Source organism: Actinosynnema sp. NPDC004786, from assembly GCF_053601135.1.
The window spans coordinates 12,615-38,027 of sequence record NZ_JBSGBG010000055.1; the positions used below are offsets into that span (position 1 = coordinate 12,615).

Below are 25,413 nucleotides of genomic sequence, written 5' to 3' on the forward strand. Positions count from 1 at the left end.
ACACTGTTACCCATCCTCGGTTGGACCAGACCGAGCGCCGACCACCCCGCCCCGTCACCGCCGGAACCGCCCGGCCCGCGTTCGGCATAGCATCACGTGTCGGCCGCCGGGGGCAGGCGGCCGGGACGGAGGCGACGAGTGGAGCACGGGTCACCCGTGGTGGACACGTCCGTCGCCGGGGTCGTGGAAGCCAGGTGGGGCACCCGCCCGGACCCCGCGATCGCGCGCTACGCCGAGCCGGGCTGGCAGCTCTCGCCGGTCCCCATCGACCGCCGCTGCCCGAACTGCGAAGGCGAACTCCACGGCCTCTACCGCGCCCACCCCGACCGCGGCCGCCAACAACTCCAGGCCGCCGTCGCCTGCCCCGCCTGCCCCGCGTCGTTCACGCTGCGGGAGCTGAAGCTCGCCCAACGCTCCGTCCTCGGCGACCTGCGCCCCGCCGCCGTCACCCGCCGCCTCGCCGAAGACGCGCAGCTGGAAGCCCTGGCCCGCGCCTCCCGCACCCCTCGCACCACCCACCCCCGCCCCACCAGCCCGCCACCCCCGGCCAACTCCCCGGCCACCCGCGACCCCGACCCCGCCCCGACGACCCGCCCGACCGGCCGGAAAACCGCACGACCGCAGGCCGGCGGCCACGACGCGCCCTTCGACACGCCGGACCACGCCGCGACGACCGTGCCCGGCGGCGAGGCCGGCGACGCGGAAACCGGCAGGTCGAACGACACGAACGCGGTAATCGACACCGCGGCGCGCGGTCCCGCACCAACCGGCAACCCGCCGTCGGCCAACGGCGCGACGGCCGACGATTCCCCGGACGGCACCGCGGCGACCGGCGGCGAAGCCGGCGACGGCAGCGCACCGGAGGCCCGTCCCAGGCGGCGGGTGTCCACGGTCGCCATGGCGGCGCGCATCCGGTCCATCCTCAGCGGCTCGGAGGTCGCGCCCGCCGCACGCGTCGCCGACGCCCCGGTCCTGCCGCCGGCGCTGGCGGCGTTGGAATCGCGGCCCGTGTGGTGGTGCAAGACGGTCGATCCGGCGCTCGCGGTCCCCGACGTGCCGCCCGGTGTGGACGCGCGGGTCGTTTTGCCCGATTCGTCCGAATTCTCCGATTTGCGCAACCGCCTGACCGCCGCGGGCGTGCCGTTCCGCGCCGTCCGGCACTGGCTGGAGCAGGAGGAGGTCTCCACCACGTCCGCCACGGCGTGGCTGTCCGACGTCGGCGGGGTGGTGCCGGAGCGGTGCGAGTCGGTGGTCGGCGACGGCGCGCGGGCGGCTCGGCTGGCCTTCGGCATGCTCTGGGACCTGCACGAACCGGTCGACCCGGCGGACGTGCCGGACCCGGTCCCGGTCACCCGCCACGTCCCCGCCGACTGGGCGCGGTTCCTGCCGTTCCCCGTGCTCAACCCCGCGCAGGCCCAGGCCGCGCCCCACCTGGTGGACGGCGACTCCCACGTGCTGATCACCGCGCCGACCGGCGCGGGCAAGACCGCGATGGGCATGCTGGCCGCGCTGAAGGCGATCCTGCACGAAGGCCGCAAGGCCGCCTGGCTCGTCCCGCAACGCTCGCTCACCGACGAACTCGACCGCGAACTGGAGACGTGGCGCACCGAGGGCCTGCGCGTCGAACGCCTGTCCGGCGAGTACGCCGTCGACGTCGAGGCGGTCAAGGCGGCCGACCTCTGGGTGGCCACCACCGAGAAGTTCGAGGCGATCTGCCGCGCCAGCTCCCTCCAGGCGGCCCTCGGCGAGGTCGGCTGCCTCGTCGTGGACGAGATCCACCTGCTCGGCAGCCCCCACCGCGGCGCGCTGCTGGAAGCGCTGCTGGCCCGCGTCCGCGGCGCGGACTCGCCGGTCCGGATCGTCGGGCTGTCGGCCACGGTGTCCAACGCGGCCGAGGTGGCCGAGTGGCTGGAGGCGGACCTGGTCGCCACGACCTGGCGGCCGTCGAAGGTCACCTGGCAGCTGCCGACGATCCCGGCCGCCTCGGGCTTCACCGCGAACAACCGCCTGCGCGAGCAGGTCGTGCTCGACCTGACCCACCGGCACACCGCCGAGGGCGGCAGCGTGCTGGTGTTCTGCGGGTCGAAGCGCAACGTCCGCTCGACCGCGATGGCGATCGCCGCGGACCGGGGCGCACCCGTGCACACCGTCGCCGCCGACGACGTCGACGGCCTCACCAAGGCGTGCGCGGAGGTGGGCGTCCGGCTGCACTACGCCGACTACGAGCACAAACATGCGGCCGAACGCGCGTTCCGGGCCCGTGAGGCGGACGTCCTGGTCGCCACGTCCACCGTCGCGGCGGGCGTGAACCTGCCGGCGCGGGCGGTGATCGTCCGGGACGTCTCCATCGGCGGCGAGCCGATCGACACCTCGACCGTGCTGCAGATGTTCGGCCGGGCCGGGCGCATCGGCGCGGGCGAGACGGAGGGCTGGTCGTACCTGGTCGTGGACGAGACGCAGCGCGCCGACTGGCAGACCAGGCTGGTGGCGGGCTACTCGGTGTACTCGAGGATCCGCGAGTCGCTGCCCGACCACGTGCTGGCCGAGGTGTTGCAGGGCCGGATCGGCACGATGGACGACGCGCAGGCGTGGTGGGTGGAGACGCTGGCGTACGCGCAGGGGGACGACGACCTGGAACCGGTGCAGGAGGCCGTGGCGTTCCTCGTGGACGAGGGCCACCTGACGCTGACCGACGGCCGGCTCGGCATCACCGAGCTGGGCCGGCTGACCGCGCGGATGATGGTGTCCACCCACACCGGGCACCGGTTGCGCCGCACGTTGGGCCTGTTGCCGGTCCCGCACGACCCGGACGAGGCGGAGAACGCGCTCAGCCTGGTGCTCTCGGTCGCGGTGCGCGACCTGGCCGGGATCCCGGTGCCGGAGCCGGTGCGGCCCGCGGTCGCCACCGTGATCAAGGCGGGCGGCAAGACGTCGCAGATCACGAACACGACGTCGGTGAAGGGCCTGGGGTCGCAGACGACGACCGCGCCGGGCGACCTGGCGTGGGCGGCGCTGCTGCTCGCGGCCCGGTCACCGCACCTGTTCGACTCCGCACGTCGCCGGGTCGCCGCCGGCATCCCGCTGGCGACCCTGCACCCGGTGTACGAGCAGGCGCCGAGGTTCCTGGCGTGGCTGGCCGCGCAGGGCGTGCTCGGCACGGTGCACCCGTGGATCGCGATCGTGGCCGCCGACCTCGACCACCGCGTCCGCTGGCGGAGCCTCGCGCCCGGACGCGGCGCCGGCCGGCTGCTGTGGATGTGCGAGGAGATGGCCACCCGCGCCCACCTCAAGGACGTGGTGCCGGAGCTGTGGCGGTCGGCGGTCGCGCGGGGCGTCCGCGCGCCGGACTGGTCGCCGGGGCGGTCGCCGGCGGGCTGCGTGCTCGACCACGCCGGCTACACCGCGTTGCTGCGGGAGCGCACGACGAACTACACCCTCGCCGCGCACGCCGACAGCGCCACCGCGACCGGCGGCACGGGCGCGTCCGTGATCGCGTGGCGCGGCCGGACGTGGACCGCGCCGACGTCGTCGGCGACCGTCGCGTACCCGGTGGTGGAGGACGACGACGCGGCCGAGGCCGGAGTCGCCGTGTTCACCCGGCGGGGCGACTACCGCGCGACCGGGTGGCTCGACGCCTACACCGGTCTCCCGACGTCCACCGGGGCCGAGCCTCCGCCACCGGCACGTCGTGCGCGTCGCGGGCTCGGCCTGGCGGCCCGACCCGCGCCGTCGAGGGGGAGTTGAGGTTCCCCGATGGCGGACTACCCACCGGAGCCGTGGCGGCTGAACGGGCGCGGATGCGTGGCGGTGTGGCTGGTGCGGGCGACGGAGCTGCCGCCGCTGCCCGCGCGTCCGGTGACCCTGGTCGGGCGGGCGGTGGTCGGCACGGCGTTCGTGGACTACCGGCCGCCCGGCATGGCGTACCACGAGGTGCTGGCGGCCGTGCTGGTGCGGCGCGGCCCGAGGGTCGGGGTGTCGATCACGCACATCTGGGTGGACAGCGAGGCGTCGCGGGCGGGTGGCCGGGAGCTGTGGGGCATCCCCAAGGAACGGGCCGCGTTCGAGTGGGACGGCGACGGCCTCACCGCGTCCGCGCGGGACGGGCGCGGCCCGATCGCGTCGGTCCGCGCCCGTTCGCCGCGGTTCGGCGTGTGGCTGGCGGCGGTCGCGTCGACGTGGCAGGCGCTCGGTGACGACGTCGCGCCCGCACGCCGCTGCGCGCCTCGGGTCTCGTGACCCCGGTGCGCGCCGCCTGGCGGATCGACCCGGCGGGGCCGCTCGCCTGGCTGCTCCCCCACCGGCCGCTGGTCGGCGTCGCCGTCCGCCGGATGAGGATGCGGTTCGGGCCGCGCCGTCGCGGAGGTCGCCCCGGCGGTTGACGTCAGCCGCGGCGGCCGACGTCAGGCACGGCGGTCGACGTCACGCATGGCGCAGGAAGTCCGCCAGCCCGTCGAGCAGGCGGTCCACCTCGGCGTCGGTCGAGTACGGCGCGAGCCCGACGCGCAGGCCGCCGGTGTCGCCGAGCCCGAGCCACCGGGACGTCTCGATCGCGTAGAACGACCCGGCCGGCGCGTTCACGTCCAACCCCGCGAGGTGCCGGTACGCGTCCGCGGCCGCGTGGCCGTCGAACGTCACCAGCACGGTCGACGTGCGCGACCCGGCCCGCGACCACACGACCGCGCCCGGCAACTCCCGCAACCCCGCTTCGACCCGTTCGCGCAACCGGTCCTCGTGCCCGCCGACCGCCGCCAGCGACGCCTCGATCCGCGCACGACGCCCACCCTGGGCGCGGGTCGGGTCGGTGGGGGCCAGGTCGGCGATGAAGTCGACCGCGGCCGTGCAGCCGGCCAGGATCTCGTACGGCAACGTGCCCAGCTCGAACCGCTCCGGCACCGCGTCCGGCGAGGGCAGCAGCTTGTCCGGCCGCAGGTCCGCCAACACCTCCGGACGCCCCGCCACCACACCGCAGTGCGGCCCGAAGAACTTGTACGGCGAGCACGCGAAGAAGTCCGCCCCGAGCGCCGCCACGTCCACCGGGTGATGGGCCGCGAAGTGCACGCCGTCCACGTAGCACAACGCCCCGCGCGCGTGCGCCGACGCGACGATGTCCGCCACCGGCGTGCGGGTGCCGATCAGGTTCGACGCGGCCGTGACGGCCACCAGCCGGGTCCGGTCCGACAGGGCCTCGGCCACGTCGTCCAGCTCGCCGGTCGCCGGGTCGAACCCGACCCACCGCACCACCGCCCCGACCGCCTCCGCGGCCTGCGCCCACGGCCGCACGTTCGCGTCGTGGTCCAGCCTGGTCACCACCACTTCGTCGCCGGGCCGCCAGGTGCGCGCCAGCGTGCGGGCGAAGTCGTAGGTCAGCTGGGTCATGCTGCGCCCGAACACCACGCCCGCCGGGTCCGCGCCGAGGAGGTCGCCCATCGCGCGGCGGGCGTCCAGCACGATCGCGTCGGCGGCGCGTTCGGCGGCGGTCACCACGCCGCGGTTGGCCAGGGACGAGGTGAGGGCGTCCCGCACCGCGTCGGCGACGACGGCGGGCACCTGGGAACCGCCCGGCCCGTCGAAGTGCGCGGTGCCGGTGGCCAGGGACGGGAAGCGGGCGCGGACGGACTCGACGTCGTAGGTCATGCCGCCACTCTGACCGCCTTCCACATGCGACTCCAGTGGCCGGGGTCACTTTCCGCCCTTGACAGTGGTCGGACCACCGAACAACCCTATGGAAGCGCTCTCACGACGTCGTGGGACCGCCGCCCGCCGGCCGCCCTGAACCCGGCCCGCGGGTGGGATCAGCCTGCCCTGCACCGAGGAGTTCGCACCGATGCGCACCTTGACGAAGTGGTTGGGCGCGGTCGCCGCGCTGGCCACCTCAGCCTCCCTGGCCGCCGCCACGCCGGCCGCCGCCACGGGACCGGACCTCCTGCCGCTCACCGTCACCAACCACAGCGGCCGGTCCGAAGCCGTCCACCTGTACGTCCTGGGCACCGACATCAGGCCCGGCGGGCGGCTCGGGTACGTCAACCAGGCGGGCGTGTTCACGCCGTGGTCGCCCGGCGCCAACCCGCCCGTGCCCGCGCCGGACGTGTCGATCGCGGGGCCCGCCAACGGCGGCAGCGTGACGCTGCGCGTGCCGCGCTTCATCTCCGGTCGCGTCTACATGTCGTTCGGGGAGAAGCTGAAGTTCTTCCTGACGCCCGACGGCCTGGTGCAGCCCGCGCCGTGGTCGTCCGGCGACCCGAACCGCGACATCCTGTTCGACTGGAGCGAGTTCACCTACAACGACGCCGGGCTGTGGCTGAACAGCTCCCAGGTGGACCAGTTCGCCGTGCCGCACGCGGTCACCGTGACCGGCGCGAGCGGCGTGACCAAGAAGACCGGGGAGCTGGTCGCCAACGGCCGCGACAACGTGATCAACGGGCTGCGCGCGCAACCGGGCTGGGCGAACACCGTGCGCACGCGGGCCGACGGCACGGTGCTGCGCGTGCTCGCGCCCGGCAAGGCCGCCGACGCGGGCCTGTTCGACCGCAACTACCTCGACCCGTACATCACGGAGGCGTGGAACGCCTACACCGGCAGGACGTTGACCGTCGTGCCGTTCGGCGACCGGCCGGACATCCGCTACTTCGGCCGCACGTCCGGCACCACCATGACGTTCACGGACTCGTCCGGTCGCCAGGTGGCGTCGTTCGCGAAGCCGTCGACCGCGAACGTGTGGGGCTGCGACGGCGCGCTGGCCGCGCCCAACGACCAGGTCGTCGGCCCGATCGCGCGCACGCTGTGCGCCGCGCTGCACCGGTCCACGCTCGGGCGGATCGACACCCAGCCCGGCGGCGGGCCCGCCGACTTCTACCAGGGGACGCTCACCAACCACTACTCGCGGCTCGTGCACCGGAACATGGTGGACGGCAAGGCGTACGGGTTCGCGTTCGACGACGTGCAGGCGCAGGAGTCGCTGGTGCACGACGGCGACCCCCGTTCGGCCGGGATCATCCTGACCCCGTTCACGGGCGGGGGCGCCACTCCCCCGCCCGTGACGACGAGCAGCATCGTCAGCGCCTGGCACGGCAAGTGCGTCGACGTGCCGAACTGGAACTTCGCCGACGGGCAGCGGTTGATCGTGTGGGACTGCACCGGCGGGACCAACCAGCGGTGGGAGTGGACCGGCGGGACGCTGCGCACGGAGAACAACATGTGCATGGACGTGGCCTGGGGCTCGACCGCCAACGGAGCCGCGATCCAGGTCGCGGGGTGCAGCGGGAATCCCGCGCAGCAGTTCGTCCTGACGGCGGCGGGCGACCTCGTCAACCCGCAGGCGAACAAGTGCGTGGACATCGCGGACTGGAACCCGAACAACGACGCGGTGCTGCAACTCTGGGACTGCGCCGGCACGGCCAACCAGAAGTGGCGACGCGGCTAGGACCGCTCGGGCCGAGGGGCGGCACGCCACGCCCCTCGGCCCTCCACGTGCCGAATCCGCACGTCAGTGGCATGATGATCGCCACCTGCCGCACTCGTCCCCGTGCCACTTTCGGGTGATCATTGAGAACTTCATCAAAGAAAACGCCGTTATCGTCAACCTCGAACGTCGGTTGAAACAACGAGGCCGGCAACCAACCGCCACCCCGCGCACCCCTCGACCCGCAGCCGTCCCCTTCCCCCTCGGCACGGTCTGCGAATCACCCCCGGTCTCGGCCGGGCCGGCGGACAGGGCCGGGCCAGCGGACAGGGCCGGGCCGACGGCCGGCGCGTCACAGGTATTGACGGAACCACCGGCCCGCGAGCTCGGCGACCGCCTCCAACGCGCCGGGCTCCTCGAACAGGTGCGTCGCCCCCTCGACCACCTCGAGCCGCCTCGGCGCCACCAGCCGCTCGGCCGCTTCGCGGTTCAGCTCCAGCACCTGCTCGTCGCGGCCGCCGACCACCAGCAACGTCGGCGCGCGCACCCGTGCGAGGGCACTGCCCGCGAGGTCCGGCCGTCCGCCGCGTGAGACGACCGCCCGGACCAGGTACGTGCCGGCCGCCGCGACCAGTGCCGCCGCCGCACCCGTGCTCGCGCCGAACAGGCCGATCGGCAGGCCGCGCGTCGGCCGGGCGTGCGACGCCCACTCCACCGCCGCCGCCACCCGCTCCGCCAGCAGCTCGATGTCGAACCGGTGCCGACGCGTGGCGCGGTCCTCGCGGTCCTCCTGCTCGGTCAGCAGGTCGAGCAGCAGCGTCGCGAACCCGTCGCGTCGCAGCGACTCGGCTACGGCGCGGTTGCGTTCGCTGTGCCGTGAGCTGCCCGAGCCGTGCGCGAACACGACCACGCCGGCCGGGTCCGGTGGGATGCCGAGGTCGGCGGCCAGGTCGACGCCCCAGGCGTCGACCGACACCGCCGTCGTGCCGCTCGCCGTCATGCCGTTCTGGGTTCACCGGCGCGGCAGCGGGCAAACGAGGGGGTGGTGCGTTGGCTGGGTAACCCGGTCGGTAGGCGGGCCCTTGTGGGCTGGGACGGCGGAAGGGAGGCGTGACCGATGGTTGAGGAGCGCAGGGCGGTGGAGCGGGGAGGACGCCCGGTGTCCGAGCAGCAGGAGCAGTTCGAGCCGCGGTGGGAGCGGGAGGACGACCGTGAGGTGCGGGGGCCGGGTGGGACGGTCGGGCCGCAGTACGTCGGGCCTGATGACGACGGTGGCTTCGGTGATCGGGAGTCGACGGCGATCGCGGGTGAGGCCGGGTCGGATTACCTGCTGGGGCCCGAAGGGGCGGCCGTGCACGTGGAGGATGAGGACGGTCGGGCGGTTGAGTGAGTCCGGTGGGTCGGTGAGGGGCGACGGGGAGAGCGAGAAGGGCCTGGGGAGACGGGGAAGGGCGAGAAGGGCCTGGGGAGACGGGAAGGGCGAGAAGGGCCTGGGGAGGTGGGGGGTGAGGCGCACACGATTGGGGTGAGAAGAGGAAGGCGCGGGGGTGGTGGTTAGGCGGGGTCGGGGTGGGTGGCGTCCCACCAGTTCAGGACGCGGGTGGCGTAGAGGGTCAGCCACTTCGACGGTTCGCCGGCCGGCACGTCGACCTCGAACCACACCCGTCCGGGGTGTCGCCTCGCCTGGAGCCAGGTGCCGTCCGGTTGGCGTGCGGCGCGCACGAGGGCGATCGCCTCGGCCATGCGGGGATCCGGCGGGGTGCCGTCGACCAGCGCGGCGCGGCGGAAGTAGTCGGTGGCGTTGAGGACGTTGTAGAACCAGCGGAACGGGTAGGAGAAGCTCGTGACCCACGGGGCGACCGGTTCGCCGGTCGACAGCCGGCGGAACAGGGAGCGGCGCAGCAGGTACTCCTCGCCGGCACGGCGGGCGGCGCGGGTGGCGTCCGTGCCGCCGGTCGCGGCGTCGTGGTCGAGCAGGCCCTTCAGCGAGTTGAGGGTCGAGTGGAACGACGACCGGGTCGAGCCGTTGACCCACTCGCAGTTCCAGCCGCCGTCGGGGAGGCGGTGGTCGACGAACCAGTCGACGATGCCGCTGACGTCGGCGCCGAGCCACAGGCCGTTGCCGACGGTCCACGCGTTGATGCAGCAGTCGACCTCGCCGCCCCAGTACGGCAAATCGTCGTACTCCCAGCGGGAGTTCTCGGCCAGCAGTTCGGCGGTCCGCCGGGCGCGCAGGACCTCGCCGTCCAGCCCCCACTCGCGCAACGTGGTCAGCGTCCACGTCGTCGCGGTCCACGGCTGGCCGGCTCCCTCCGCGGCCTCGGGGCCGTGGAAGTCGAAGCCGGCGGGGAAGAACGCGCCGCCGGCCCACTGGCCGTCCGGGTCCTGGAGGGCGAGCAGGCGCGCGCCGAAGCCCTCGGTCGCGATCCTGGCGCGGGTCGCCTGCCACACCTCGGGCGGTTCGCCGGCGAGGTCGCGTTCGACCTGCCACCGCAGCGCCGGATCGGAGTCGAGCAGCCAGGCGAGCGTCTCCATGGGACGACTCTAGTCGAACGGCCCGTGTCCGTGAGGGGCTTTCGGGGAAGGGGGCACCGGGGGCGGCACCGGGAGTCCTAAAAGGACTGTGATGGTCAGGGGCGTGCCGGGGTGGCGGTGCGGACGCCGCAGAGCAGCCGGTCGCGCGGCAGGGCGGCCGGGGCGGGGCGCAGGGCGGCGGCGCACCGGGCGGCCGTCGGGCGGCGGCGGGCGGAGCGGGCGGTCATGGAGCGGAGCAGGCGGGTGAGGCCGGCGGGGACGTCGTGCGGGATCTCGGGCGGGCGGTGCAGGCGGGCGACGGCGGCCTCGACGCGGTCGCCCGGGTACTCGCGGTAGCCGGTCAGGCACTCCAGCAGGACGAGGCCGAGGGCGTAGACGTCGGCGGGCGGGCCGACGTCGTCGCCGCGGACCTGTTCCGGGGCGAGGTAGGCGGTGGCGCCGACGGGGGTGGTGTCGGCGGTGGAGTCGAGGGAGCGGGCCGGGCCGAAGTCGGTGACGTAGGCGGTGTCGGCGCCGTCGAGGAGGATGGTCGACGGTGTCACGCCGCGGTGCACGACCCGCCGGTCGTGCACGTGGGCGAGGGTGTCGGCGAGCTGGTGGCCGAGGGCGTGGACCTGGGCGGGGGTGAACGTCCCGTCGAGCAGCCGGTCGCGCAGCGTGGTGCCTTCGACGAGCTGCATCACGACGAACGCCGTGTCGCCGCACGTGCCGACGTCGTAGACGGACAGCAGCCCGGGGTGGGACAGCGCGGCCAGGGTGCGGATCTCGTGGTCGAACCGCCGGTCGTCGGCGGGGTCGCCGCCGTCGAACAGCCGGACCGCGACGAACCGGCGGAGCACCACGTCCCAGCCGCGGTGGATCTCGACCGGACCCGTCTCGCCCAGCTTGCCCGCCAGGCGGTAGCGGCCCGCGAGGACGCGGTTCACGGTGGCCGACGACATGGCCCCACCCTTCGGCTCGCCGGTCCGGACGACTGGCGAATTCCCCCGGCCGGGCGCCGCCAAACGTCGCCGGCCGGGCTACCCGCGCGGGGAGGCGCAGCGCTCCGCGCCGGGGCAGTTGCGCAGCAGCCGCACCTCGGGCGGTTGGGTGATGGTGGTCGGCGGGGTGGTCGCGCCGCCCGGCCAGCGGATGGAGACGGCCATGGAGGAGGCGTTGTTCCGGTAGGACTTCTCCACCAGCGTCCGGTCGCCGTTGACCACGTTGACCACGTCGTACACGCCGGACGGCACCGTGCTGATGTCCAGCCACTGGTAGTCGACCTTGTAGGTGTAGTCGTCGCCCGCGCCGACGGAGATGCCCTGCACGACGGTCAACGCCTCCGGCGCGTGGTGCCCGCACCGGTTCTTGCGCAGGAACGCCGCCAGCTCGCCCTCGGGGGTGGCCGCGTCGCTCGGCCGGTTCGCCAGCGCCTCCTTGACGGCGTACCGGTCGCCCAGGCAGAACCCGGTCTTCCGGTCGGTGACCACCGCGTCACCCGAAGGGGTGCGGAGTTGGAAGCGCTCGAACCCGAGCAGGTGCCAGTGCTCGTGGGTGGGCGCGGGTTCGTAGTACAGGGTGGCGGGGATCGCGTGCTGCGCGGCCGCGTACGTCATCGGGATCGAGCGGTCCACGGCGGACTGGAACGCCTGGCGCGCGGTCATCCGCGGCTGGTCGGCGCTCGGCCGGATGCCGTGGACGAGCAGCGGCCCGTCGCCGATGTTGTCCACCGAGGTGGTGAACCTCAGCCGAACCGCGCCGATCGGGGCCGCCTGCACGCACGGGCCGTTGGGCCCGGCCGGGTCGGCGACCGCGCACACGTCCCAGTCCACGCACCGCGACGGGTCGCCGGTGTGCCCGCCGGCGCAGCCCACGGGCGCCTGCCGGAGGTCGGGCAGCAGCACGCCGCCGACCGCCCGCGCGGGCGAGGGCCCCACCAGCGCCGCCACCAGCGCGACCGAGGCGAGCGCCGCCGCCCGTCTTCGCAGCATCCTGCCCACGTCCGTCCACAGTGTCGTGATGATCCACTCGCCAACCTACCGAGCCACCTCGACAACCCGGCCGGCGCGACCGTCAAGTTCACTCGATGGACTGAGGCACAAGGGAAATTCCCCCCGGCGGACTCTACCCTTCACCGCGATCGCGCCCCGGGCGCGCGTCGTCCGCGACTGGAGGTGGGTCCGATAGACCAGGGAATCCCCGGCACCGTCACGATGGTGTGCGGCACGAGGCCGGAGCTGATCAAGCTCGCGCCGCTGATCCGGCTGATGGGAGCGAGCGCCACCGTCGTCTACACCGGACAGCACTACGACACCGCGATGTACCACCGGATCCGGCAGGACATAGGCCGGCCGGGCCGGTTCCACGAGCTGGACGTCGGCGGCGGCCCGCGGGGGCGGCAGCTCGGCCTGGCCGTCGCGGCGGTGGACGAGGCGCTGGCCCGGCACCCGACGACGGCGGTGGTCGTGCAGGGCGACACCACGTCCGCGCTCGCGGGCGCGTTGGCCGCCAACGCGAACGACGTGCCGCTGGTGCACGTCGAGGCGGGGCTGCGCAGCTTCGACCGGGCGATGCCCGAGGAGCACAACCGGGTGGCGATCGACCACCTCGCCGACCTGTGCTGCGCGCCGACCCCGCTCAACCGGGCCAACCTGCTGGCCGAGAGCGTGCCGGAGGAGCGCATCGCGGTCACCGGCAACACGGTGGTGGAGGCGCTGGCGAGCGCGCTGCCGGGTCCCGAGGAGGAGGCGGTCGTGCTGGCCGCGCACGAGCTGAGCCGTGACGGCTACGTGCTGGCGACCGTGCACCGGCCGGAGAACGTGGACGACCCGGTAACCCTGGAGACGATCCTGCGGGAGCTGACCCGGCTGCCGCTGCCGGTGGTGCTGCCGCTGCACCCGCGCACCGCGAAGCGGGTGGCGGGGTTCGGCCTGGACGCGCTGCTGGGCGGGCTGCGGGTGGTGGAGCCGCAGGCGTACCCGGCGTTCCTGGCGCTGGCCCGGTGCGCCGCCGTGGTGGTGTCGGACTCGGGCGGGATCCAGGAGGAGGTCAGCGTGCTCAAGCGGCCGGTGGTCGTGGTGCGGCGCAGCACGGAGCGGCCGGAGATCGAGGGCACGTTCGGCACGCTGGTGCCGCCGGGGCCGCGGGTGCGGGCGGAGGTGTTGCGGTGGCTGGACGACGTGCCGGGCCACCGGGAGCGGCTGGAGCGCATCCCGTCGCCCTACGGCACCGGCTCGCCGTCGACCCGGATCGCGGCCGCGGTGCGGCAGCTCGTGCGGGGCGAGCCGGTGCGCGCCGCGCGGCTCAGCCCGGAACGGGTTGTGGTGCCCCCGCCAGCGTCGCGACGACCCGCCGCGCCAGTCCCACGCTCGAGTTCCAGCTCGTGACGTCCGGGTAGACGTGGGCGGTGGTCGCCAGCAGCAGCGGGGTGCCGGCGACCACCACCGGCGGGCGGCGGGCGAGGTACCCGAGCGGGTAGACCGGTTCCACGAACGGGGCCTTGAACACCCGCACGTCCTCGACGTCGTCCGGGTGGACGTCGGGGTGCAGCGCGAGGAGCTGCGCGGTCCAGCGCGCCGCGACCGCCGCGTCGTCCTCGCGGAACAGCGGGGACTCGCGGTCGGTGTAGCGCATCGCGTAGACGAGGTGCCGGCCGTCGTAGGGCTCGACGCCGGCCAGGGGGGTCATCTGGATCAGGCCGTCGAACTCGGTGCCGGAGCGCACCACGGGCGTCCAGTAGTGCCCGGACAGGGGGCGGCGCAGGAAGAACAGGACGTTGACCACGCCCTGGTACGGCAGCCGCACGTCGGGCAGCCGGGGGGCGAGGTCGTCGTCGGCGAGCGCGCGCAGCTGCGGCAGCGGCAGGGTGGACACCACGCGGTCGGCCGCCACGGTCTCGCCGTCGCCGAGCACGAGGCGCGCGCCGCCGTCGGTGACGGCGATCCGCCGCACGGGGGCGCCCAGCCGCACGACGCCGCCGCCGTCCTCGATGGCCGCGTGCAGCGCCTCGATGATCGCGCGGTAGCCGCCGCGGGGGTAGCCGCGGACCGACGCGGCCCCTTCGCGGCCGAGGCGCTGCCACAGGTACAGGGCGGGCACGTCGCCGAACCTGGTCCCGAACTTGGCCCCGAACAGGGGCGCGAGCAGCAGGTCCCACACGCGGTCGCCGTACAGGCCGCGCAGCCAGTCCTCGGTGCGGGTGCCGTCGAGGTCCCGGCCCTTGCCGAGCCGGCGCAGCAGCACCGACACGAGGCCGAACCTCACCCGGTCGGGCAACCCCAGGGGGGTGAACCTGAGCAGGTCGAGGGCCGTGGTGAACGGGTAGCCGCGGCCGTCCACGACCATGCCCATCCGGGTGGGCCGCCAGGTGACGGAGTCGCGCAGCCCCAGCTCGTCCAGCAGGTCGAGCAGGTGCTCGTCGGTCGGCATGACGCAGTGGTAGAAGCGTTCGACCCAGCGGTCGCGCCAGCCGAAGAACGTGCCGAGCCCGCCGAGCCGGTCGCCGCCTTCCAGCAGGGTGACGCGGGCGCCGAGGCGCACGAGCCGGTGGGCGGTGGCGAGGCCGCAGATCCCGCCGCCGACCACCACGACGTGGCCGTGGTCCGCGGGCCGCATCACAGCGACCGGTAGGGGGCGGGCGAGAGCCGGTCGCGGACCAGCAGCTTGCCGTACTGCCAGACGGTGCGCGCGATCCGGATCTTGCTGGGGCCGCGCTTGCGGTCGTAGCGCAGGGCCAGGGGCACCTCGGTGACGACGGGCCGGCAGTGCCGCAGCTTGAGCAGCAGCTCGACCATGCAGGCGAAGCCGCGTTCCTCGATGAGCCGCTCGCCCCAGTGGGCCGCGGCCCGGGCCAGCAGGCTGGCCCGGTAGGCGCGGAAGCCGCTGGTGCAGTCGCGGACGCCGTGGACGCGCAGCACGCGGCGGAACAGGACGGCCGCGCCGCGGGAGAGCAGCCGGCGCAGCGGCGGCGCGGTGGCGTCGGTGCCGCCGTCGACGAACCGGGAGCAGATCACGACGTCCGCGCCGGCGGCGATCTCGCGTTCGAGGTCGCGGATCAGGGCGGGGTCGTGGGTGTCGTCGGCGTCCATCACGACGACGACGTCGTGCTCGTCGGCCTCGGCGAGGGCGGCGCGCAGCCCGGACTGGACGGCCTGGCCGAGGCCGAGGTTGACGGGGTGGCTGACCAGCCGCAGGTCGAGGCCGGGCCAGCCGCGGGCGACGACGTCGGCGGTGCCGTCGGACGAGCCGTCGTCCACGACCCAGGCGACGATCTTCCCGGCGGGCGCGACCTCGGCGAGCCTGGTCAGCAGGGGCGGCAGGGAGGCGGCTTCGTTGTAGGCGGGCAGCACGACGTGGGCACGGGCGTGGGTGCGCCGCTCGTCGGGCAGGGCCGGTCCGCCCTGCCCCGACGTGGTGCGCACGTCGCCTTCATCGACGGTCAATGGGTCCCATTTCACTGGATGGAGGATGACGGTCCAGAATTATTCGCCTCCGGACCGCGACTAGATTGGACCACCCCGCCGGTATCCCGTCGCACGACCGGATGAATTACCGGAGCACACCGCCCCGAGGACCACAGGAAAGGGGAATAGTGTTCACCGAAAGAGTGACTTAACCCTATTAGCCGAGGCTTCATGCACACCGAGTGAGCAGAAATTCCCCGTTCGGATGGTCTCGAACGGGTGACCAATATCGGGTTCGTGGTGGGAAGGACGTCGTCCGGATGTGGTGTGGCGTGGACGGGACGCGCTCGGTCCCTGGCAAGGGTGGTCCGCGGTGAACGGGGCGGGCTCGGCGACCACCCCGGCCCTGGTGTCGCGGTGGCGGCTGCCGAGGCCCCGCGCGGCGTCGCGGTCGGACCCGCTGCGGCGGGTGAACGCGGTGGCGGTGCTGCTGGTCGCGGTGGAGGTGACGGCGGTGCTCGCGGTCGCCGCGCGGCACTCCCCCGGCGCGCGGTGGACCGCCGTGGTGGCGGCCGCGCTGCTGGGCGTGCGGGGCGCGTGCCGGCTGTACCGGCGGCGGCTGTGGCTGTCGTGGCTGCAGGACCTGCCGCGCTCCGCCGGCGCGACCGCGGTGGCGTTCGCGCTGGTCACGGTCGTCGGCATGGTCGGCGGCGCGGAGACCGCGACGATCGTCGCCACCCAGTGGACGGTGCTCGCGTTCGCCGCCGCGGCGGAACCGGCGCGGCTGGCCGTGTTCGCCTTCGGCCGCTGGTGCCGCCGCCGGTTCGACCGCTGCGACCGCACGCTCGTGGTCGGCGCCGGGAAGGTGGGGGTCGACCTGGTCGGCGCGATGCTGGCGCACCCGGAGTTCGGCCTGCGCCCGGTCGGGTTCGTCGACCCGGAGCCCGCGGTGGACCCCGACCGCCTGCCGGTCGGGCTGGTGGACGGCGACCTGGGCGAGGCGATCACCCGGCTGGGCGTCGGCACGGTCGTGCTGGCGTTCTCGCGGGCCCGCGAGTCGTCCGTGGTCGACTCGGCGATCGTGGCGCACCGGCTGCGCTGCACCACCCTGGTGGTGCCCCGGATGTACGAGCTGCACCAGGACGGCCCGGACATCGAGCGGCTGCGCAGCTACCCGCTGATGCGGCTGGGCACCGCGCCGACCAGCCGGCCGAGCTGGTGGGTCAAGCGCGCCATGGACGTGGTGCTGGCGGCGACGGCGCTGGTCGCGCTGTCGCCGGTGATGGCGCTGTGCGCGCTGGCCGTGCTGCTGGAGAGCGGCCGGCCGGTGATCTTCCGCCAGGTCCGGGTCGGCATGGACGATCAGCCGTTCGTGCTCTACAAACTGCGCAGCGTGAGAATGACCGGCGAGGACGATTCCCAAGTCACCTGGTCGGTGGTCGGAGATCACCGGGTCGGGCCGGTCGGGCGTTTCCTGCGCAGCACTTCGTTGGACGAACTGCCGCAGTTGTGGAACATCATCCGGGGCGACATGTCCATCGTCGGGCCGCGGCCGGAACGACCGGGTTTCGTGCGCGAATTCTCCGCCATCCACGAGCTATACTGGGCCCGCCACCGCGTTCCCACGGGGCTGACCGGGCTGGCCCAGGTGCACGGGTTGCGGGGCGACACGTCGATTGTCGACCGCTCCCGGTACGACAACTACTACATAGCCAACTGGTCGTTGTGGCTGGACCTGAAAATCCTGTTGCAGACGGTGGGTGAGCTGTTGTGCCGAAGGAACCGCTGAACCGCCGACCCCGCCGCCTGCTCGCGCTGGTCTGCGCCGCCGCGCTGCTGGCGCCGAGCGCGGCGTGCACGGCGGGCGCCGCCGGCGGCCGGCCCACCCCGCCGGACCCGCTGGGCCCGGTGCCGAGGCCGCTCGCGCCGTGCGGCTGGTGGTACGGCATCGGCGAGACGCCCACCCGGCAGGAGATCGCGTTCGCCGCGCAGCACTACAGCCTGGTGGTGCTCAACGCGACGGAGGTGACGTCGCTGCGCCGGCTCAAGGCGGTCAACCCCAAGATCAAGGTGCTGGTGTACAAGGACTTCGCCAGCGCCCGCAACTACCCCGGCGCGGTGCACGGCGACGTGGACGCGCCGTTCCTGCCCACCGGCATCGGCTACTTCAAGGCCCAGCGGGAGCACCCGCAGTGGTTCGCCGTCGACACCCACGACAACCGGATCGAGTGGAAGTCCTACCCGAAGCACTGGCAGATGACGGTGTGGGACCCGACCTACCAGAAGGCGTGGAGCGACGCGGTCACGGCCGAGGTGGTGCGCGAGGGCTGGGACGGGGTGCTGGCGGACAACGACTTCAGCACGCTCAGGCACTACTCGACGGCCGTGCTCAAGGGCACGGAGGACGCCGCCGAGACCGACCGGCTGATCCGCGAGGGCATGGACGCGTTCCTCACCACGGCGGGCGAGTCGCTGCGCCGGGCCGGGAAGATCCTGATCCCGAACGTGTCCGAGTCGCACCTCATCGCGGGCCGGTGGACCGCGCACTCCCGCTACGACGGCGCGATGGAGGAGAACTTCGGCCTGCGCGACGACGGCACCGGCGGGCTGCTCACCTTCCAGGGCAACGAGTGGAAGGAGCTGCGGTCGCAGGCCGCGCTCGGCGAGTCGTGGCTGCTGCTGATCACCCACACCAAGGGCGCGCGGGAGGAACGCGTCGGGTACGCGACGGCGGCGCTGCTGGCGAGCCCGCACACCTGCTGGTCCGGCGCGACCACCAGGGACTACCGCAACCCGGACTGGTCCCGCTACCAGGACTCGAACCTCGGCGAGGCGGTCGAGACCGCGAACCGGCTGCCGTCGGGCGTGTGGGACCGGCGGTTCACCGGCGGGTACGTGGCGGTGAACCCGACCGGGAAGCCCGCGCGGGTGACGCCGCCGCCCGGCCTGGTGAACTTCGACGGCGGCGCGGCCGTGTCGGGCACGATCGAGCTGGCCGGCGGTGACGCGGTGATCCTGGTGACCCCGTCGAACACCACGACCACCGCGCCGACCAGGACCCCCACGGAGACCACCACCCCGACCACCACGGCGGAACCGACGACGGACACCACCACGGCGGAACCGACGACCACCGAGCCCACCACCACCGAGCCCACCACCCAGCCGACGACCACCCGGCCGACGACCACCGGGCCGACCACGACCGACACCACGACGCCTACGGCTCCCGGCCCATGAGTTCCCGGTAGAGCGCGAGGTGCCGCCGCGCGCACACGTGCGGCGCGAACCGCTCCCGCGCCCGTTCGGCGAGCCGCAGGCCGACGCGCGCCGGGTCGGGTTCGGCGAACACCGCGCGCAGCCGGTCGGCCAGGGCGCGCACGTCGCCGGGCGCGGCCCGCGCGTCCGCCGCACCGCCCAGCATGTCCGCCACGCCGCCGGTGTCGGTGGCCACCACGGGTTTGCCCGCCGCCATCGCCTCCGCCACCACCAGCGGCTGCTGCTCCATCGTGGACGGCAGCACGAGCGCGTCGTGGTGGCGCAGCAGGTCCGGCACGTCGGACCGGAACCCGAGGAACGTCACCCGCCCGCCCAACGCGCGCGCCAGCCGTTCCGCCCGCGCCCGCTCCGGCCCGTCGCCGACCACGGTCAGGGTGGCGTCCGCGGGCATCACCCCGGGCAGCGCCAACGCCGCGAGCAGCGTGGCCAACCCCTTGCGGGGCACCAGCAGGCCGACGAACACCAGCCGCCGCACCGGCCCGGCCGGCGGCAGCACGTGCGCGGGCTCCACGCAGTTGTCGATGTGCGTCAGCCGGGCCCCGGGCACGCGCAGCCGCGTCGCCAGGAACCGGCCCATGGCCCGCGCGGGCACCACCGTCCGGTGCAGGGTCCGGGCGACCAGCGCGTCGGCCGCGAGGACGGTGCGCGTGTAGGCCGACGGCCCGGCCGCCCGGGGCGCGCCCCGGAACCACTCCTCCCCCACGTCGTCCGGCACCCCGTGGTAGGTCTGGACGACCCGGTGCCGCCACCGCAGCCCGGCGCCGACCAGCCCGGCCCGCCGGTCCTGCGCGTGCACCACGTCGGGCCGCCACGCCCGCACCGCCGCCCGTGCCCGTCGCGCGGCCCGCACGTCGGCCTTGTCGCCCACCTCCACGGGCTCGTGGTGGCCGGCCAGCGCGTCCGCGCCGCGCCGCGGCACGGGCCCGAACACCCGCACCTCCGCCTCGCCGGACGCGATGAGCGCCCGCGCCAGGCGCACGGTGACGTCCACCGGTCCCCCGCTGTCCTGGGTGAGCAGGTACGCGACCCGCGGCCGGCCGCTCACCGCGCGCCCACCAGCAGCTTGTCCACCAGGGTCGCGATGTGGTCGGCCGCCTGCCGCCGGTCGAACAGCAGCTCGACCCGCCGCCGACCGTGCGCGCCCTCCAGGTCGGCCGCGTCGGGGTCGGCGAGCCGCACCGCGACCGCGTCGGCCAGCGCCGCCACGTCACCGGGCGGCAGCACCGCGCCGGCCTCGCCGACGCTCTGCCGCACCCCGCTGACGTCGAACGCCACCACGGACCGGCCGGACGCCATCGCCTCCAGCGGCACCAGCGCCATGCCCTCGGCGCGGGACGGCAGCACGACCACGTCGGCGGCGGTGTAGAGGTCGGCGACCGACTCGTCGTGCCCCCACCAGCGCACGGACTCGTCGTCGCACGCCGCCCGCCACCGGGCCGCCATCGGCCCGTCGCCGACCAGCACGAGCCGCGCGTCCGGCACCTTCGCCCGCACCTCGGGCCACGCCGCGAGGAGCCGGTCCTGGCCCTTGAGCGGCGCGAGCCGGCCCACGCACACCGCGGTGGGCACGTCCGGCAGCCCGAGCCGACGGCGCGCCGTGAGCCGGTCGCGGGGCCGGAAGCGGTCGACGTCCACGCCGTTGCACACCACCTCCGCCGGTCCCGCGACGCGGGCGGCGCGCCCGGCGGCCAGCTCGTCGTCGCTGACGCAGACGAGCTGGTGCGTCCACCGGGCGGCCAGCCGCTCCCAGGTCCGGGCGGCGCGCCGGAGCGGGCCGGTGGCGGTGTCGAACGACCACAGGTGCGGCTGGAACAGCGTCGGCCGCCGGCCCCGCACCACGAGCCGTCCGGCCAGGCCGGCCTTGGAGCTGTGCAGGTGCACGACGTCCGGCGCGACGTCGCGCAGCACGCGCCGCAGCCGCACCACCTCGGCGGCCGTGCCCGGTCCGGGGTGGCGTCGCGCGGGCCACGCCCGCACCGCCACGCCGGCGGCCCGCGCCCGGTCGGCGAGGGGTCCGGGCGGGCACACGACGGTCACCGCCCAGCCGAGGTCCCGCTGGGCGCGGGCCAGGTGCAGCACCACCTCCGCCACGCCCGCCGTGACGGGTTGGCTCACGTGCGCCACCTTCACCGGCGCACCACCTCCCGGTTCGCCGCCAGCACGACCACGCCGCACACCACCGCCAACACGACCCCTTCACCGAGCGCGGCCACCACCGAACCGGGTGGCCCGAACACGTCACCGACCCCGAACGCCACCGCCGCGCAGCACCCGGCCGCCGCGGCGACCCCGGCGATGCCCTTGACCAGTGCCCGCGGCGGCGGCCCGATGCCGCGCCGGGCGAGCGCCCACCACGCGGGGGGCACGACCAGCCACGCCGCGGCGACCTGCACGACCGCGACCGCGACCACGCCGTGCCGGGTGAACAGCAGCAGGCCGGCGACGAGCAGCACGAGGTGCGTCGCCTCCAGGGCGAGGTAGCGGCGGGCGTGCCCGGCGGCCTTGAGGACCTGGTACCACAGGTGCAGCAGGCTGATCCCGAGGCCGTACAGGCACAGCAGGGCCAGCGGCGCGGCCGCGTCCGCCCACCGCGCGCCGAACACCACGACCCGGTCGGCCAGGGCGGCGGTCACCGCGTACAGGCCGCCGGTCACGACGAGCACGGCGGCGGTGAAGCGGCCGACGACGTCGGACAGCCCCCGCCCGTCGCGGACCAGTTCGGCGCACAGCGGCAGCACGACCCCGCCGAGCACCACCGCGACGAGGATGTAGGGCACCCAGGCGATCCGGTAGGCCAGGGAGTACACGCCGACCGCGTCGGGCCCGTGGACGCGGGCGATCGCCAGGTAGTCCACGTTGATCAGCAGCACGGCGACCAGCGCGCCCGGTCCGACGACCGCGATCCAGCGCAGCGCCTCGGCCGCCGCGCCGGCGTCCCAGCGGGGCCGGACCCGCACGCCGACGGCCACGCCGAGCGCGGGTTGCGCCACCGCCGTGCACAGCAGGCCGACGACGAGCGAGTACGGTCCGGCGCCGGTCACCGCGAGCGCGACCGTGACGGCCGCGCCGAGCACCGCGCCGCCCGCGTCGGGCAGGAGCCGGCGGCGGAACGCCAGATCGCGGTGCAGCAGCCCCATCTGCACGCCCGCCACGGCCGAGAACGGCAGGCTCGCGGCGGCGAGCCGCAGCAGGGGCGCGGCGTCGGGGGCGTCGAGCGCGTGCGCGACCGCGTCCGCCGCGAGCACCAGCGCCGCGGCCAGGGCGAGGCCCGCGCCCGCGCTGAGCACGAGCAGGGTGCCCGCCACCCGCAGCGGGTCGCGCCCGGTGCGGCTGACCACGTCGTACACGCCCATCGACTGGACGACCTGGCCGATGTTGACCAGCGCGACGGCCAGCGCGACCAGGCCCAGGTCGGCCTCGGTGAGGAACGCGGCCAGCACGAGCGTGACGGCCATCTGGCTGCCCTTGCTGATCAGGTTGACCAGGAACAGCCACAGCGAGCCGCGCACGGCCCGCCGGCCGATCGCTGTCACGCGTGCACCGCGCCGACGGCCGAGCACCGGCGGGTGGCCGCGAAGCACACCAGCAGCGCCCACGCGGCCACGACCGCGACGCCGTCGACCGTGACGTCCACCCGGGCGCCGGCGACCGCCCGGACGGCCTGGCCGACGAAGTGCAGGTGCGCGAACGGGACGGCGAGCAGCAGCAGCGCCGGCCCCATGAGCCCCCAGCCGCCCCGGCCGCGGCACCGCCACCACAGCGCGGCCACCGCCACCAGCGACGGCACGGCGATCAGCACGTCGCCGGGCTGGTGCACGACCGCCACCACGACCGCGACGCAGGTCAGCAGGTCCGCCGCGGCCGGTTCGCCCATCCGGTCCAGCCGCCGCGCCGGCACCGCGCTGGCCACCAGGACGCCGAGCAGGGCCAGTGGTTCCGCGCCGAACGGCAGCCACCCGGTGACGCGGTACCAGACGGCGGCGAGGTCGATCCGCTGCGCGGTCATCGAGTCCACCGCGCCGTAGGCGGTCCGGCTCGCGTGCTCCAGGTTCGCCGCGATCACGTCCAGGAACGGGCCGACCCCGCCGTCGCGCACGACCAGCGGCACCACCACCGCGAGGCTCGCGACGGCGGCGATCGCGGTGCCCTCGACGGCGACCCGGCGTGATTCCCGCACCCACAGCAGCACCGCGAGCGGCAGGCCGAACTGCGGTTTGAGCCAGGCGAACGCCAGCGCGACCGCCGCCCACCGGGGGGCGTCGCGCCGGGCCAGCAGCGCGCCCGCCGCGCCGACCGCGATCAGCGGGTTCACCTGGCCGACGTAGAGCTGCGCCTTGCCGACCTGGCTGAGCAGGAGCAGGGTGGCGATCACCGCGACGCCGAGCGCCGGCGGGACGTGCGGGCGCAGCCGGCCGGCGGCCAGGACCGCGAGGGCGACCAGCAGCACGAGCGACGCCAGCGCGAACGCGACCGCGCCGACCCGGTAGCCGGGCAGCGCGAACGGCGCGTGCAGCAGCAGGTGGTAGGGCTGGTAGAGGTTGAAGCCCTGCCGCACCGGCCAGTGCTCGAACATGGTCCGGGGCAGGTAGGGGTCGCCGCCGGCGAGGAACTCGCGGATCGGGAAGTACAGGGCGTCCCGGAAGTCCTGCATCCGTTCCTCGGCCAGGGTCGCCGCGGTCGGCAGCGGCACCTGCCACGACGGGCGCAGCGCGCGCCACGCGGCCACGCCGCCGACGACCGCGACCAGGGCGGTGAGGAGCCCGGTGCGTTCCCTGAGCGCGACGGTCCTCAGCACGTCACCACCGCCACGAGCGCGGAGTGGGCGGGCAGCGCGGCGACGACGGTCGCCAGCTCGTCGTGGCGTCGGCTGTCGGCGGGGACGACGGCGATCACCGCGTCGCCGTCGGCGGGTTCGCCGGTCTTGTCGGGCAGCTCGTCGGCGAGGGCCTCGGCGCGGTCGGTCAGCTCCGGGACCACGGCCACGACCCGGGCGGGCCGGGCGGCGGCCTCGCACAGCAGGGCGAGCCGGCGGGCGAGGTCGGGGTCGTCGTCGGGCAGCACGGTCACCGGTCGCCGCACGCCGCCCGCGGTGAGCGCGGCCCGCACCTGGTCGCGGCCGCGGGTGCGGCGCAGGTGGGCGACGGCGTAGGCGGCGAGGCCCGCGAGCACCCCGGCGGCCAGGGCGAGGCCGTAGGCCAGCGGCCGGTCGGGCGAGACGCGGGTGGTCTCGGGCCGGTCGAGCAGGCGCAGCCGGGCGACGGGGGCGAACAGCTCGGCCTCCACCATCGTCCGCGCGATGCGGGTCGCGGCCTGCGCGGCCTGGTCGGCGGTCGCGGCGCGCACGGACAGCCGGGCGAGGCCGGACGCGGGCACCAGCTCGACCGAGACGCGGCCGGCGAGTTCGTCGGTGGTGGTGCCCAGCTCGTCCGCGGCGGAGCGCAGCACCGTGGGCGTGCGGGCGGCCTCGACCAGGGCGGGCAGCGACAGGGCGACGACCTCGCCGTAGCCGGCGCGGGCGGTCTCGCCGGGGTCGGTCGCCGCGGCGAGCAGGCCGACGCGGCTCTGGTACTCCTCGCCGCCCAGTTCGACGGCGGTCACGACGGCGAGGGCGACGAGCAGCGCGACGCCGGCGCTGACGACCGGCGGGCGCCGCAGGACGCCGAGCACGGCCCGCCTCTTCGTGCCGCGCGGCTTGGTGCGGCGGACCAGGTCCCGCGCCGCGCCGAGGCCGGTCGTGACCCGCCGGTGCGCGGCGTTCTTCCACCCGCTGAGATCCCTCATGACGCTCCGATCGCGGTGCGCAGCAGTTCGTCGTAGGACCGCATCAACCGACACGGGTCGTGCTCCCGGCGCACGGACGCGCGGCCGGCCTCGGCGAGGTCGGCGCGCAGGGCCGGGTCGAACAGCAGGGACCGCAGCGCGTCGGCGGTCGCGGCCGGGTCGCGGCGGGGCACCACCACGCCGCCGCCCCCGGCCAGCGCCTCGCGCACGCCGTCCACGTCGGACGCGACCACGGGCCGCCCGGCGGCCAGGGACTCCAGCACCGCGATGGGCATGCCCTCCCAGTCGCTGGTGAGCACGGTGACGTCGGCGGCGGCGAGCAGGTCGGGCACGTCGCAGCGGTTGCCGAGGAAGCGGACCCGGTCGGCGACGCCGAGGTCGGCGGCGCGGCGGCGCAGGTCGTCGCCGAGGCTGCCGTCGCCCGCGAGCCACAGCACGGCGTCGCGGTCGAGCTTCGCCCACGCCTCCAGCAGGACGTCGTGCCGCTTCTGCGGTTCGAGCCGGGCGGCGCACAGCGCGACCGGGACGTCGCGGCCGACGCCGTGCACCGCGCGGACCGCGTCGCGGTCCACCCGCGCGGGTTGCGGGAACACCGCGTTGGGGATGACCACCGGGTCGATCCCGGCGGCGCGCAGCCGGTCGGCACCGGCGTCGGCGACCGCGACGACCGTGCGGGAGGTGCGCCGCAGGACGCGGGCCGCGCCGGCGTGGTCGGCCTCGGCGACGCCGTGGAACACGGTCAGCAGCGGCAGTCGGCGGGGCAGCACGGCGAGGCGCGCGACGAGGCTGGCCGACACGTTGTGGGCCAGCACGACCTGCGGCCGGAAGCGGCGGATCGCGGACCTGGTGGCCGCGGTCGCGCGCAGCACGCCGGTCGCCCGCCGCCGCGCCACGGGCACGGTGAACGTCGGCACGCCGAGCGCGCGCAACGCCTCGGCCCGGTGCCCGCCGGCGCTGGCCACGGCCGATTCCCAGCCGAACTCGGGGCCCGACCGGGCCATCCCGGCGACGAGCGCTTCGGCGCCGCCGGTCCCCATC

General features: G+C 75.2%; 20 protein-coding genes. 7 read left to right on the top strand and 13 right to left on the bottom strand.

Annotated features, from left to right (window positions below; all coding sequences use genetic code 11):
- The first annotated feature begins 156 nt into the window (after positions 1-156).
- Both ACWEFJ_RS34105 and ACWEFJ_RS34110 read left to right on the top strand, forming a co-directional pair.
- Positions 157-3,744, top strand: a complete 3,588-nt coding sequence (locus ACWEFJ_RS34105) for a DEAD/DEAH box helicase (protein WP_449716258.1) — start codon at positions 157-159, stop codon at positions 3,742-3,744.
- Positions 3,745-3,753: 9 nt separating this feature from the next.
- Positions 3,754-4,236 (top strand): acetoacetate decarboxylase family protein, encoded by a 483-nt coding sequence (locus ACWEFJ_RS34110; RefSeq protein ID WP_449716259.1) that lies wholly within the window; start codon positions 3,754-3,756, stop codon positions 4,234-4,236.
- Between the two features lie 183 nt (positions 4,237-4,419).
- Here ACWEFJ_RS34110 and ACWEFJ_RS34115 read toward each other — a convergent pair whose 3' ends face one another.
- The gene (locus ACWEFJ_RS34115; RefSeq protein WP_449716260.1) at positions 4,420-5,634 is read right to left on the bottom strand and encodes a cysteine desulfurase-like protein; all 1,215 of its coding nucleotides are present in this window, start codon (positions 5,632-5,634) and stop codon (positions 4,420-4,422) included.
- 190 nt (positions 5,635-5,824) lie between these two features.
- Between ACWEFJ_RS34115 and ACWEFJ_RS34120 the strand changes: the two genes are divergently transcribed.
- On the top strand, positions 5,825-7,420 hold the full coding sequence (locus tag ACWEFJ_RS34120; protein WP_449716261.1) for a glycoside hydrolase family 64 protein: 1,596 nt from the start codon (positions 5,825-5,827) through the stop codon (positions 7,418-7,420).
- A 331-nt stretch (positions 7,421-7,751) separates the two neighbouring features.
- Here ACWEFJ_RS34120 and ACWEFJ_RS34125 read toward each other — a convergent pair whose 3' ends face one another.
- Positions 7,752-8,399, bottom strand: coding sequence for a dienelactone hydrolase family protein (locus ACWEFJ_RS34125; protein WP_449716262.1), 648 nt, complete (start codon positions 8,397-8,399; stop codon positions 7,752-7,754).
- A gap of 117 nt (positions 8,400-8,516) precedes the next feature.
- Here ACWEFJ_RS34125 and ACWEFJ_RS34130 point away from each other — a divergent pair, with 117 nt between their 5' ends.
- Positions 8,517-8,789, top strand: coding sequence for a hypothetical protein (locus ACWEFJ_RS34130; protein ID WP_449716263.1), 273 nt, complete (start codon positions 8,517-8,519; stop codon positions 8,787-8,789).
- A gap of 164 nt (positions 8,790-8,953) precedes the next feature.
- Here ACWEFJ_RS34130 and ACWEFJ_RS34135 read toward each other — a convergent pair whose 3' ends face one another.
- From ACWEFJ_RS34135 to ACWEFJ_RS34145, 3 genes are all read right to left on the bottom strand, one after another.
- Complete coding sequence (locus ACWEFJ_RS34135; protein WP_449716264.1) at positions 8,954-9,934, bottom strand: squalene cyclase; 981 nt, start codon at positions 9,932-9,934, stop codon at positions 8,954-8,956.
- A gap of 95 nt (positions 9,935-10,029) precedes the next feature.
- On the bottom strand, positions 10,030-10,875 hold the full coding sequence (locus ACWEFJ_RS34140) for a serine/threonine-protein kinase (protein WP_449716265.1): 846 nt from the start codon (positions 10,873-10,875) through the stop codon (positions 10,030-10,032).
- 78 nt (positions 10,876-10,953) lie between these two features.
- Positions 10,954-11,904 (bottom strand): lysyl oxidase family protein, encoded by a 951-nt coding sequence (locus ACWEFJ_RS34145; protein ID WP_449716266.1) that lies wholly within the window; start codon positions 11,902-11,904, stop codon positions 10,954-10,956.
- Between the two features lie 222 nt (positions 11,905-12,126).
- On the opposite strand from ACWEFJ_RS34145, the gene wecB reads away from it, so the two are divergent.
- The gene (gene wecB / locus ACWEFJ_RS34150; protein ID WP_449716287.1) at positions 12,127-13,299 is read left to right on the top strand and encodes a non-hydrolyzing UDP-N-acetylglucosamine 2-epimerase; all 1,173 of its coding nucleotides are present in this window, start codon (positions 12,127-12,129) and stop codon (positions 13,297-13,299) included.
- Here the strand turns inward: wecB and ACWEFJ_RS34155 are convergent.
- Together ACWEFJ_RS34155 and ACWEFJ_RS34160 are read right to left on the bottom strand one after the other, a co-directional pair.
- Positions 13,217-14,527, bottom strand: coding sequence for an FAD-dependent oxidoreductase (locus tag ACWEFJ_RS34155; RefSeq protein WP_449716267.1), 1,311 nt, complete (start codon positions 14,525-14,527; stop codon positions 13,217-13,219). The genes wecB and ACWEFJ_RS34155 overlap by 83 nt on opposite strands.
- On the bottom strand, positions 14,527-15,354 hold the full coding sequence (locus ACWEFJ_RS34160; RefSeq protein ID WP_449716268.1) for a glycosyltransferase: 828 nt from the start codon (positions 15,352-15,354) through the stop codon (positions 14,527-14,529). The genes ACWEFJ_RS34155 and ACWEFJ_RS34160 overlap by 1 nt, the downstream gene beginning before the upstream one ends.
- Before the next feature lie 334 nt (positions 15,355-15,688).
- On the opposite strand from ACWEFJ_RS34160, the gene ACWEFJ_RS34165 reads away from it, so the two are divergent.
- On the top strand, positions 15,689-17,104 hold the full coding sequence (locus ACWEFJ_RS34165) for a sugar transferase (protein WP_378091374.1): 1,416 nt from the start codon (positions 15,689-15,691) through the stop codon (positions 17,102-17,104).
- Positions 17,086-18,555, top strand: a complete 1,470-nt coding sequence (locus ACWEFJ_RS34170) for a putative glycoside hydrolase family 15 protein (RefSeq protein WP_449716269.1) — start codon at positions 17,086-17,088, stop codon at positions 18,553-18,555. The genes ACWEFJ_RS34165 and ACWEFJ_RS34170 overlap by 19 nt, the downstream gene beginning before the upstream one ends.
- Here the strand turns inward: ACWEFJ_RS34170 and ACWEFJ_RS34175 are convergent.
- From ACWEFJ_RS34175 to ACWEFJ_RS34200, 6 genes are read right to left on the bottom strand one after another with little or no spacing between them, the layout of a single operon-like run.
- Positions 18,536-19,639, bottom strand: coding sequence for a glycosyltransferase family 4 protein (locus ACWEFJ_RS34175; RefSeq protein WP_449716270.1), 1,104 nt, complete (start codon positions 19,637-19,639; stop codon positions 18,536-18,538). The two genes, ACWEFJ_RS34170 and ACWEFJ_RS34175, sit on opposite strands and share 20 nt — an antisense overlap.
- Positions 19,636-20,709, bottom strand: coding sequence for a glycosyltransferase (locus ACWEFJ_RS34180; RefSeq protein ID WP_449716271.1), 1,074 nt, complete (start codon positions 20,707-20,709; stop codon positions 19,636-19,638). Before ACWEFJ_RS34180 ends, ACWEFJ_RS34175 begins: the two co-directional genes overlap by 4 nt.
- Positions 20,710-20,720: 11 nt before the next feature.
- The gene (locus ACWEFJ_RS34185; RefSeq protein WP_449716272.1) at positions 20,721-22,127 is read right to left on the bottom strand and encodes an oligosaccharide flippase family protein; all 1,407 of its coding nucleotides are present in this window, start codon (positions 22,125-22,127) and stop codon (positions 20,721-20,723) included.
- Entirely contained in the window at positions 22,124-23,389 is a 1,266-nt protein-coding gene (locus ACWEFJ_RS34190) for a glycosyltransferase 87 family protein (RefSeq protein ID WP_449716273.1), read from the bottom strand. Before ACWEFJ_RS34190 ends, ACWEFJ_RS34185 begins: the two co-directional genes overlap by 4 nt.
- A complete protein-coding gene (locus tag ACWEFJ_RS34195) occupies positions 23,383-24,375 on the bottom strand; it encodes a hypothetical protein (protein ID WP_449716274.1) in 993 nt (330 codons plus the stop codon). Before ACWEFJ_RS34195 ends, ACWEFJ_RS34190 begins: the two co-directional genes overlap by 7 nt.
- Complete coding sequence (locus tag ACWEFJ_RS34200; protein WP_449716275.1) at positions 24,372-25,412, bottom strand: glycosyltransferase; 1,041 nt, start codon at positions 25,410-25,412, stop codon at positions 24,372-24,374. The genes ACWEFJ_RS34195 and ACWEFJ_RS34200 overlap by 4 nt, the downstream gene beginning before the upstream one ends.
- Position 25,413 lies beyond the last annotated feature (1 nt).